The 10363-nt window shown below is 34.6% G+C and carries 9 protein-coding genes and 1 pseudogene; 5 read left to right on the forward strand and 5 right to left on the reverse strand.

Features of this window, described 5'->3' with window-relative positions; genetic code table 11:
• Nucleotides 1–199, reverse strand: a pseudogene (locus tag ABWO41_RS10730) (winged helix-turn-helix domain-containing protein); the annotation flags it as partial.
• Between the two features lie 341 nt (nt 200–540).
• Here ABWO41_RS10730 and ABWO41_RS10735 point away from each other — a divergent pair.
• On the forward strand, nt 541–1245 hold the full coding sequence (locus ABWO41_RS10735; RefSeq protein ID WP_353137540.1) for an N-acetylglucosamine kinase: 705 nt from the start codon (nt 541–543) through the stop codon (nt 1243–1245).
• Nucleotides 1246–1691: 446 nt separating this feature from the next.
• Here ABWO41_RS10735 and ABWO41_RS10740 read toward each other — a convergent pair whose 3' ends face one another.
• From ABWO41_RS10740 to ABWO41_RS10755, 4 genes are all read right to left on the reverse strand, one after another.
• Complete coding sequence (locus tag ABWO41_RS10740; protein WP_353137542.1) at nt 1692–2054, reverse strand: DUF4180 domain-containing protein; 363 nt, start codon at nt 2052–2054, stop codon at nt 1692–1694.
• Between the two features lie 70 nt (nt 2055–2124).
• The gene (locus ABWO41_RS10745) at nt 2125–2700 is read right to left on the reverse strand and encodes a histidine phosphatase family protein (RefSeq protein ID WP_353137544.1); all 576 of its coding nucleotides are present in this window, start codon (nt 2698–2700) and stop codon (nt 2125–2127) included.
• 235 nt (nt 2701–2935) lie between these two features.
• Nucleotides 2936–3181 carry a hypothetical protein gene (locus tag ABWO41_RS10750; protein WP_353137546.1) on the reverse strand — a complete coding sequence of 82 codons (246 nt, stop codon included), beginning with the start codon at nt 3179–3181 and terminating at the stop codon, nt 2936–2938.
• Between the two features lie 96 nt (nt 3182–3277).
• A complete protein-coding gene (locus tag ABWO41_RS10755) occupies nt 3278–5446 on the reverse strand; it encodes a S46 family peptidase (RefSeq protein ID WP_502945646.1) in 2169 nt (722 codons plus the stop codon).
• Nucleotides 5447–6101: 655 nt separating this feature from the next.
• Here ABWO41_RS10755 and msrC point away from each other — a divergent pair.
• From msrC to ABWO41_RS10775, 4 genes are read left to right on the forward strand one after another with little or no spacing between them, the layout of a single operon-like run.
• Nucleotides 6102–6581, forward strand: a complete 480-nt coding sequence (gene msrC / locus ABWO41_RS10760) for a free L-methionine (R)-S-oxide reductase MsrC (protein ID WP_353137548.1) — start codon at nt 6102–6104, stop codon at nt 6579–6581.
• The gene (locus ABWO41_RS10765; protein ID WP_353137550.1) at nt 6582–7439 is read left to right on the forward strand and encodes a bestrophin family protein; all 858 of its coding nucleotides are present in this window, start codon (nt 6582–6584) and stop codon (nt 7437–7439) included.
• Nucleotides 7439–8341: a histone deacetylase family protein gene (locus ABWO41_RS10770; RefSeq protein ID WP_353137552.1), complete on the forward strand. Its 903-nt coding sequence runs from the start codon at nt 7439–7441 to the stop codon at nt 8339–8341. The genes ABWO41_RS10765 and ABWO41_RS10770 overlap by 1 nt, the downstream gene beginning before the upstream one ends.
• 2 nt (nt 8342–8343) lie before the next feature.
• Nucleotides 8344–9405: a nucleoid-associated protein gene (locus tag ABWO41_RS10775; protein WP_353137554.1), complete on the forward strand. Its 1062-nt coding sequence runs from the start codon at nt 8344–8346 to the stop codon at nt 9403–9405.
• The last annotated feature ends 958 nt before the right edge of the window (nt 9406–10363 follow it).

A 10363-nucleotide genomic window follows, 5' to 3' on the forward strand; every position in this document is an offset into this window, starting at 1 on the left:
TGCCTCCGCTAGATGGAGCATAGCCGCTTTCTTCAACGAATCCCTGTTCTATTAAAGTATTTACAGATTTAGTAATTAAAGGAATACTTCTGTTTGTGAGATTGCTTAATTCTACGCTAGAGAGCTTGTTATTGTAATATAACTTTTGAATGATTTCGAAATAAAGTTTAGTATTCTTCTTGGTTGTGTTGAACATCATTAATAAGGTATTAAAAATTATCCTCTGCCCACAAATGTAATTAAGAATCGGGAATTTATTTCAAAAAACCAAAATCAACTCTATTTATTAATCTTTTTAAATTTTTTCTAAAGTTTTTATTTCTTTTTTTATTTTTGATATAGTAATGTTATATTTGAAATAGTTATTAAAAGTTTACTACCCCCTAATTTAAGTGCATGATATTAATAGCAGATAGCGGATCTACAAAAACAAGTTGGTGTTTGTTACAAAAAGGAAAATAGGCTTTCAACTACAATACAGAAGGTTACAATCCATACTATGTTAGCGCAGACTATATTGAAAATTCAATAAGAACTAATTTGCCGGAGTCTGTTCTTGCAATGGAAGTAGAAGAAGTACATTTTTATGGTGCTGGATGTAGTGAAGATAAAAGTCCGATCGTTGCAGCAGCATTAGCCCGTGTTTTTCCGAACGCTAAAGTTATTAAAGTTGAATCTGATTTATTGGCAGCAGCCCGTTCTGTTTTAGGACGGAACAAAGGATTTGTAGGAATTCTTGGAACAGGTACAAATAGCTGCATCTATGATGGTGAGAAAATCACTTATCAGGTAGATTCTTTAGGCTTTATTTTAGGAGATGAAGGGAGTGGGGCTTACCTGGGTAAAAGTGTTTTGATAGCTTATATAAGAGGGTATTTGCCGCAGGATTTAAGAGCTAAATTTGATACAGAGTATAATTTGAGTGCTAATGAAATCATTAGTAAAATTTATACGGAGCCACTTCCAAATAGATTTAGTGCAACCTTCAGTAAATTTGTAGGCGACAATATAGATCATCCTTTTATACAGGAACTCGTTAAGAAATCCTTTAGATCATTCTTTACTAATATTATTGCGTACTATCCGGATTTTGATAGCTATTCTTTTAATTGTGTTGGCTCGGTTGCGCATAATTACTTGCCTTATTTGTCGGAAGTTGCAAAAGAATTTAATATGCCTATTGGCAATATTATAAGAAATCCACTAAGTGGTTTGGTTGAGTATCATGATTACCAGTACATTTAGTACTGGTAGTCTGATGCTTTATAGAAAACTAAAAACCGCAAAATAGTTCTTTTAATCAAGTGTAAAAGAGCTGTCCTTATGTCATCTGATCTGAGGAAGACTCCATGTATAAGGCGTATTACTTTTTCTTGATGGGATGCCTGCCTGACCGGCGAGGCAGGCTTCGTTACACTCAGCAAGACGGTCGTGAGCAGGTTTTAGTAACCTGACAATTAATGCAAAATAAGTTCGGCCTTCTTTATGTTTAAATCATCAATATAGAGAACCAGCGTCATTCTCTGACCGGAGGGAAGAATCCCACACGTAAGGTGGTATGTTACTTTTATTTTTCTGATGGGATGCTTCAACATAGTCAACAAGAAGGTTATGGGTTTGTGACCTGACGAGGGCAAGTTGCGAGGGGAGATAACTTGTACTAACCATGTTTTAGAAGAAAAGTATGGCCCTTATCGACCTGATAATATCTCTATAGCCTCTGTTTGCGAAGCAACAAAGTTGATGTGTCTACCTTTATTACTTTCATAAATAAAGTCTTTAATACTTTTGCCGGAATATTTTGAGAAATCTCCAACAATAGCTAGTCGCACACGATAATTTGAAAATTTCTGTAAGATTTCGCCTGCAATGCCGTTTTTTAAATTAAAAAAGTCGGGCGTAATGTTCCTTTCGTAAATAATCAACCGATCAACATCTTCATAATAAATTTCTCCAAGTAAATCTAAAGCATCTTGTGCAGAATTGATAATAGTGCTATCGGAGCTGATATCTGCAATTCTAGTATTATTTATATTGTGTATTTCTGTTTTCATTTTTGTTCTTAGAATGTATCTATAGTATGCTTGTAATAAGCAACAGCTTAGTATGTAACACCATACTTATTCATATCATATCTGGTTTTAAGTTGCAATATATTAGCTGTAACTGTTTTTTGTTTTTTTGATATTGTAATTTGGAAATACTTCCAAAATCGATATTTAGCGTATCGTAACCTTTTAAATTTGCCTTAAGGCATAGTAAAATAATCAATTTTATATTTGAGGGACTGGTAACCAAAACACAATTTTCTGCCTTTAATTTAAGTGTCTCTTTTAAGCCAATCTTCAGTCTGTTTTGTACATCAGCAAGACTTTCTCCTTCAGGAAATCCATCTTTTAAATATGCAGATAGCTGTTTATCTGAGATGCCGTTCTTTTCGGTGAAGTCCAAATTGCCAAGGTTAATTTCTATAAAATTATCATTTATGGCAAATTTTCCATCACTCAAAAACGAAGCTAATTTCGTACATCGTCTGGATGAGTTAGATAGGTAAATAGTATCATTTGAATTTAAAAGGAGGGTGTCCATTAGCCATGCGAATCGTGAGGTGAAATTTTCGGCTAATGGCAATTCACTTTGTCCTAAGAGCAAATTGTTGGGATTGTAAATCTCTGTATGTGTTACTAAGTAAATATTCATCAAAATTGTTTAATCCAAATATAATTCTGTATAAAAATGACACAGAATAAAATTTTGTTTATATGTTTAAATTGTTGATTTTTAAATATTTCAATTATCTATATGAAGTTTTACTTCTTTAATGACGCAAAAATAAAATCTTATCGGGTCTTTGTGTCCAAATAAGATTTTATTTTTAACATTAATGATATTTAAGTATCTATTTTACAGTTAATTGTGTCGTTTTTATAAAGTTTTAATTATGCTTTTTGTAAGCGCCCATAAAAAATGCTCTCATAGCGTCAAACCTATCTGCAACCATTGTAATGAATTCTTCATCTAAGATCTCGAATACGCTGTCTATTCCTTTTATCAGATCCATTTCTGCCAGTTTATAGGTCTGTTCCAAAGCACCTTGTTCAAACTTAACGATGTACTTCATATTCATCGAGAAAATCGATATTTTACATTTTGGATGTGGTAACTCTGCTATTGCTCTCATGATAATATTATATAGTTCTTTTCTGTTTTAATGACGAATAAAAAAGGTTGGTTCTTAAAACCAACCTTACAAATATTTAAAAAATATCGGTGAATATTAAATTCCAAGTTCTTGTAATACCCCTGTGGCATTATCTATTTTTTGAGCTACCCAAAGTACATAACGTATATCTACACCAATAGATCTGCTATAATTGGGATTCCATGCGAAATCGTTTATAGTAGCCTCGTAGGTTCTATCAAAATTTACGCCTACTAATTCGCCATTTGCATTAAATATCGGAGATCCGGAATTTCCTCCTGTAGTATCCATATTGTAAAGAAAACATACTGGTACATCGTCAAGTTCATCCATCTTAAATGCACCAAAATCTTTTTTATCCCACAATTCCTTTATTTTGTTATTATATTCAAAATCTGCAGATCCTGATCGTCCTTTTTCGAGTATCCCCTTTATCGTTGTGAAAGGCTTCATGTAAGAGCCATCTACAGGAGAGTAGCCCAGAACATTCCCATATGTTAATCTCAAAGTACTGTTAGCATCCGGAATAAAGTTTGTATTAAGGTATTTTTCTTTTACAGAGACATAGTCGGCCATTAATTTGCTTAAAGCAGCTTCGCGTCTTTCTATGTTCGCATCATTTTGTCTTTTTGCGATATTAACTTCCTGTTCGAAATCTAACAATGCATCGTTATACATTAATAACGAATTCGGATCTCTAAGTATTTGGTTAAAGAATGTATTTTGATCTTTTAATCTGGTATATGACAAGATATTATTGACAAATTTTTCTGCATCATCTATTTGATTAAAGCCCGTCAACTTACTCTCTATAAATCGTAGCTTCTGATTGCTGGGTAGCTTAGTGGCCCGTTCAAGCATGTTTAATAGCAAAATCCTGTCTGCATCGTAATCGTACGAATCATAAATATCTTCCAACTTCTGTTTCCATTCCTGAATATTCTTATTAAAAAGTGCTTTTCTTTTATCTGTGGACAATACTTCCAGTTCTTTTTTAAACTGATTTACAAGAAAGGCGGCTTTCAATAGACTGGAGGAGTTGTAAACGTAATTAAACCAAAGTTCTGTATACGCATTTGAGTTAATCTGAAGATACAGATTAGATATATCTTTCATTAAATTACCATATTGATTCTTTAATTGTTTATTCCCGTTGATGTATTGAGTCAGGTTTTCATCTTCTTTTCTTTTTTGCTCGAGTAAATTAATATTATCAAGACCTTTTAGTTTTCCCTGGTAATTCTTCATTACATTGGCGTTTCTCTTTATTCTTGTAGCCAGGGATAGTTCTGTATCTCTTCCTTTTTCTTTTCCTATCTTCAGCATCTGATTATTTTGAAACTGGTAAAGCTCCGACACGTAAGGCAGCAAAAATTGTTGCTGATAGGAGATATACTGGGCTGGGCGGTGCCTGAAAGTTTTGCCGGGATAACCCAGTATAAATGTGAAATCGCCTTCTTTGATTCCATTAGGATTAATCTTTATAAATTTCCTGGGACTATAAGGCACATTATCTTTAGCATAAGTAGCCGAAGAGCCATCTGGCGCCACATAAGCTCTCATAAAAGAGAAATCACCCGTATGACGTGGCCAAATCCAGTTATCAGTCTCGCCTCCAAATTCCCCAATATTTTGCTGAGGTACATATACTAATCTGATATCTTTGATTATTTTGTATCGAAACAGGATGTATGTTTTGCCTGCGAACATCTCTGAAACCTGAGCGATGATTCCCTGATTTTCTTTAGTAGCTCGTTTCTCTATGTCAATAATTTTGTTTTTTATGGCATTTGATCTCTGATTGTAATCTTTTATCCCCGAAATGGCATTAAGTATTTCTTCAGAAACGTCTTCATAAGATTGCGTAATTCTGGCAGTTAAGCCCTTGGCTTCAATTTCATGCTCTTTGGAATTGGCAACAAATCCGTTTTTCAGATAGTCATTTTCCTTGGTACTAGCCAGCTGAACTGCAGAAAATGCACAATGATGGTTGGTTATAATCAATCCCTTATCAGAAACGAATGAACCTGTGCATCCGCCTACATTAACCAAAGCATCAATCAGGCTTATGCTATCTGGATTGTAAATTTCGCTCTGTGGGATTAACAAACCTGCTTTGGCTAAGTCAAGTTTTGATACTTCGCTAAGAGGGAACATTCCCTCGTCAAATCTGATGGAACTAATACCGCTTAAAGCCATAAGCGATAAACAGTAGGTAAAGGCTAAAGTCTTCGTAAACTGCATGGTATATCTTATTAAAAGACGAAAAATACAGAAAATTTAATAAAAGGCTTAAGTGTCACATTTTGTTTACTTTTAGATCTGAGTATTGTTTGCGTTAAGTATTGAATGTATTAGCAGGAATTATAAATTACAGTCTTACGGGAACACATATACCCGGTTTTTTATAGATGGCGTATTCTCCTTCAGTTTTCTCTCGTTTCTCCTACGGTTTTCCTTCACTCGTCCGTACCATCTCCTTTGCAACACTTACGTTTCTCCTACGATTCTCTTACGTTTCTCCTACGATCCTCTTACGTTTCTCCTGCGATTCTCTTACGTCTGTCTTACGATTGCCTTACGATATGAAGGGAAAATGAAGGTAAAGCGTAAAAAAAATGCAGGTAATCGGACGAATCAGTTTATATTTTGATTATAGCCAATTTAGGTAATCTGTACCGAAAGCGTTGGTGTGAGGTAAGGCGATGCAATTTGAGCTACTTTGAGCTTTGTTAATCCTGGATTTGTTGTATTTAGAAATCCAGGCCCTTTTGAATCTTCTCAGAATAGCCGATTGAGATTATATTCTATCGCAAGGCCATATTATTTATCTATAGTTGTTAATAAATACTTCTATTCTTAAATACATATTAGACAGCTAATTCCTAATTTTGCAAACATGGCGCATGATTTAAACGTGATAAATGGAGGTAAACGGGAACAGTATGAATCATTATTCCCTCAACTTAATGAGCTTATCGCTTATGAAAGTGATATTATAGCGAATATGGGGAACCTTGCTGCTGCTTTGAAACAACAATTCAATTGGTTTTGGATAGGATTTTACCTTGTTAAAGATAGCGAATTGGTTCTTGGTCCGTTTCAGGGACCCGTAGCATGCACCAGAATACTATTTGGAAAGGGAGTTTGCGGGACAAGTTGGGAGAGAAGGGAAACAATTATTGTAGACGATGTGAATAATTTTCCCGGGCATATTGCTTGCAGCAGTCTTTCTAAATCAGAAATTGTAGTGCCAATTATTCAAAACGATATCGTGATAGGTGTCTTAGATGTAGATAGTGAATATTTAAACACGTTTGATGAAGAGGATTCTGTTTGGTTAAATAAAATTGTTAAACTGATTTTTCCGAACGAATAAATGATTAATTATAATCCAAAAGAGTGGTTTACCTTTATTTTTCGATTTCATAAAGCCGACACTTTCCGAAAGCTTTTTCCGCTAATGATAGCTGTAAGTTTATATGGGGTTATTTTGGCTTACCTAGAACTGGAATATTGGTCTTTAAACAATAATAGCTATGTAAAGAATTTAAGTCTGATGCATAGCGTCTTAGGTTTCGTTATTTCGTTATTATTGGTGTTTAGAACAAATACAGCTTATGACAGATGGTGGGAAGGCAGAAAACAATGGGGAACTTTAGTTAATGTATCAAGGAATCTATCCATTAAACTGGCAGGTTATTTACAGGATAAATCTGATAAAACTTATTTTTCGATCTTAATTCCGGTTTACGCTAGAGCATTACGCAATCATTTGAGAGGAAAGGTTCATAACGAAGACATTAAAGATATAGTTGAAGCAGGGAAAACGCATATTCCTAATCAAATTGCACTCAAGATTAGCGAAAGAATCTATGCTTTGCATAAGCAGCATCAGATCAGCTCCGAACAATTGATTATCTTAACTAAAGATGTTGATGTATTTACCGATGTATGTGGCGCATGCGAGCGGATTAAAAACACACCAATTCCTTTTTCGTACAACGTTTTTATCAAGAAATTCATTTTCTTTTATGTGATGACTTTACCTATAGGCTGGGTGTTTAGTTTTGGATACTTTGTGGTTCTGGTTGTGGTATTTGTTTTATACGTTTTTGCAAGTTTAGAGCTTATAGCCGAGGAAATTGAAGATCCGTTTGGTTCCGATGCAAATGATTTGCCGCTGGATGTAATGTGCGATAATATCGAAAAGCATGTGAAGGAGATTTTGAACTGATGTTAAAGATAGCTCATCATTCAATATTTTGTCATCCCTTGCCAGAAGGCCATCGGTTTCCTATGTTAAAATATGAGCTGATACCGCAACAGCTTATGTATAGCGGAATAGTAAAGGAGCCGAATTTCTTTGAACCTGAAATAGCAAGTGATGAAACCATACTGCTTACTCACAGCAGCGAATATTGGTCAAAGCTCAAGAATCTAACATTAAGTTATCATGAAGAGCGAAGAATTGGTTTTCCTTTGTCGGAACGTTTGGTAGAACGGGAGCTAAGGATTTGCCAGGGAACTATAGATGCTGCATTGTTTGCAGGAGAATATGGAGTTGCCTTCAATTCTGCCGGTGGTACACACCATGCAGGTTCATATTGGGGCGAAGGTTTTTGTTTGTTAAATGATCAGGCTGTTGCAGCTAATTATTTGATAAATAAAAAGATATATTCCTCTATTTTAATTATTGATTTAGATGTTCATCAGGGAAATGGTACTGCAGAAATCTTTGAAAATAACGCATCTGTATTTACTTTCTCTATGCATGGAGATAGAAATTTCCCTTTCAGAAAAGAAAAATCTGACTTGGACATTGCTTTGCCAGACGGTGTTGAAGATGAAGAATATATTCAAATATTAATAGAAAACTTAGATCGGGTTATAGATTTTTCCAGACCGGAAATGGTATTTTATCAGGCAGGTGTTGATGTGCTAAAGACTGATAAACTGGGAAAACTTTCTCTTTCTCACCAGGCTTGTAAAAAAAGAGATTATATTGTTTTAAATAAATGTAAAAGTTTAGGTTTGCCAGTTCAAATTAGTATGGGCGGTGGCTATTCAGCACATATCAAAGATATTGTTGATGCACATTGCAATACCTATATAGTTGCAAACGAATTGTATTTTTAATTATGGTTACTTATTTCGAAGCGTCGTTAAATCAAATTTCTGTACATAAGGTTGGAAACAAGATGCAGGACGAGTATTTTACACTGTCTGATCATCCTTTAAGAATAAACGATGAATTGTTGCAAAACCTGTTGATGCAGTACTTTCTGAAACCCTTTGAAAAAGTAAACGAGGTTTTCAGGCTGATTCATTCGACGGATGACCTGGAACTTAACGAAGTTTTTCATTTTGTAAAGCAGCTTTTTGCAGACTCTTCTAAATTCCATGAAATTAGTCAGCAGATTACCAGACATCTTTTTGATGTTTCCAGCCACCCGAAAATTAAGGGCGGCGAAGTTTACATTACTTTATTTGATAACGTTCAGATAGAAGGGGAAGTTCATCAGGCTATTGGTGTATTTAAATCCGAAACTAAAGAGACTTATTTAAAGGTTTATCCAGACGGAGATGGTTTCTCTGTTGCTTATGAACAGGAAGCTATCAATATCCAGAAGCTGGATAAAGGGTGTTTAATTTTCAATACAGAAGAAGATTTAGGATATAAAGTAGTTGTAATAGACCAAACCAATAAATCTGCAGGCGATGCTGCTGTATATTGGAAAGACGATTTCTTAAAACTGAAAGTAAGAAACGATCAATTCAATCAAACAACTAATTACCTGAATCTGTACAAAGATTTTGTTAATGAAAAGATTGATGAAGAGTTTGAAATATCTAAACCAGATAAAATTGATCTTTTAAACAGATCGATGAAATATTTTAAAGAAAAAGATACTTTCGATTTTGAAGAGTTTTCTGAAGAAGTAATAGGAAATGAAGTTGCAGCGACTTCTTTTAAAGAAATTATTCAGAATTATGAATCGGAATTTGATGTAGAAATAGGGGATAACTTTGAAATTTCTCCTCAGGCCGTAAAAAAACAAAACAGCAATTATAAATCTGTACTTAAGCTGGATAAGAATTTCAGTATTTATATCCATGGAGACAGGAAACTTCTTGAAAATGATTTTGATGAGGAGAAGGGAATGAACTACTACAAATTCTATTATAAAGAAGAGAAGTAGATTTTAGTAGTGAGTAGTAAGTATCGGACGTTTGCAGATCAACAATAAAAAAGGGTGTCTCCTATGTTTGTATCAATCAAATGTAGGAGACACTTTCTTTTTTGTTTGATCTTATAAGTTGTTGTTTGCCTGTCAGCACTGCATTTCCGCCTTCATAACCTGTCCCGAATGCTTTCGTCCAGGCGTCAAGTAAAAAAAGAGGTAACTAAAATGCTACAGGTTGTTTGAAAAACAGGATTTTGTCACCCTGAGGTTCTCGAAGGGTCATTCGCAGAGGCTTCGAATGCCTCAGCCCGACACATACATATCCAAACGCTTAACTTGACGCAAACGCGAACTTTGCTTGAGGAACCAAATAGTTTTAATCCTCTGCTAATTTTTTAGAAGTCCTTTAGTCTGAAAGGACTTTTTTTGTTCAATTGATTGCAGTTCGTTTATGCCGAATCGGGGAGGATATCAATGTAAGTGGTACTGCGACCGTCTGAAGTATATGCATCCTACGTTCATCTTTCGTTAAGAGCATTGTTAGAGATGCTTATCCCATGCTTCATATAAGGATGGTTGATTTAATTTAAAATAAGAAGGTTTAAATGGTTATTGTTGCTGCATATGGCTTGCTATATAATGATAGCTGGATTGTATATATTTTATGTATTTTTTTAAAAGACAGCAAAAAAAATCTGGCTTAGAGTGTTAATAGAGCTGCCTTTTTTGAGTCTTCTTCGGGTCAAGTCCACTGTTATAGTGGACTTGACCCGAAGAAGGTCCGAAGAAGTCCCATTTAAAACCTGTCTAAAGTGGCTTTGGAGAAAGAGGTTTGGGGAATTGCAAACAATACATATTGTCTACAGATAAACAGAAAATATCAATATCTGGTGTATGCCACATATATGAAATAAAGTCTATCGGAAGTAAGAAGAATTAAAGTCTTATTATCAGTGATTCATATAAAAATGTC

Origin of the sequence: Pseudopedobacter sp. (assembly GCF_040392825.1) — a bacterium.
Taxonomy (GTDB): Bacteria; Bacteroidota; Bacteroidia; order Sphingobacteriales; family Sphingobacteriaceae; genus Pseudopedobacter.

Excerpts from the sequence above, each read along its gene's own strand:
- ABWO41_RS10740 (WP_353137542.1), bottom strand. The coding sequence starts at position 2,054 with ATGAAAACAGAAATACACAATATAAATAATACTAGAATTGCAGATATC.
- ABWO41_RS10745 (WP_353137544.1), bottom strand. The coding sequence starts at position 2,700 with ATGAATATTTACTTAGTAACACATACAGAGATTTACAATCCCAACAAT.
- ABWO41_RS10750 (WP_353137546.1), bottom strand. The coding sequence starts at position 3,181 with ATGAGAGCAATAGCAGAGTTACCACATCCAAAATGTAAAATATCGATT.
- ABWO41_RS10755 (WP_502945646.1), bottom strand. The coding sequence starts at position 5,446 with ATGCAGTTTACGAAGACTTTAGCCTTTACCTACTGTTTATCGCTTATG.
- msrC (WP_353137548.1), top strand. The coding sequence starts at position 6,102 with ATGGCGCATGATTTAAACGTGATAAATGGAGGTAAACGGGAACAGTAT.
- ABWO41_RS10765 (WP_353137550.1), top strand. The coding sequence starts at position 6,582 with ATGATTAATTATAATCCAAAAGAGTGGTTTACCTTTATTTTTCGATTT.
- ABWO41_RS10770 (WP_353137552.1), top strand. The coding sequence starts at position 7,439 with ATGTTAAAGATAGCTCATCATTCAATATTTTGTCATCCCTTGCCAGAA.
- ABWO41_RS10775 (WP_353137554.1), top strand. The coding sequence starts at position 8,344 with ATGGTTACTTATTTCGAAGCGTCGTTAAATCAAATTTCTGTACATAAG.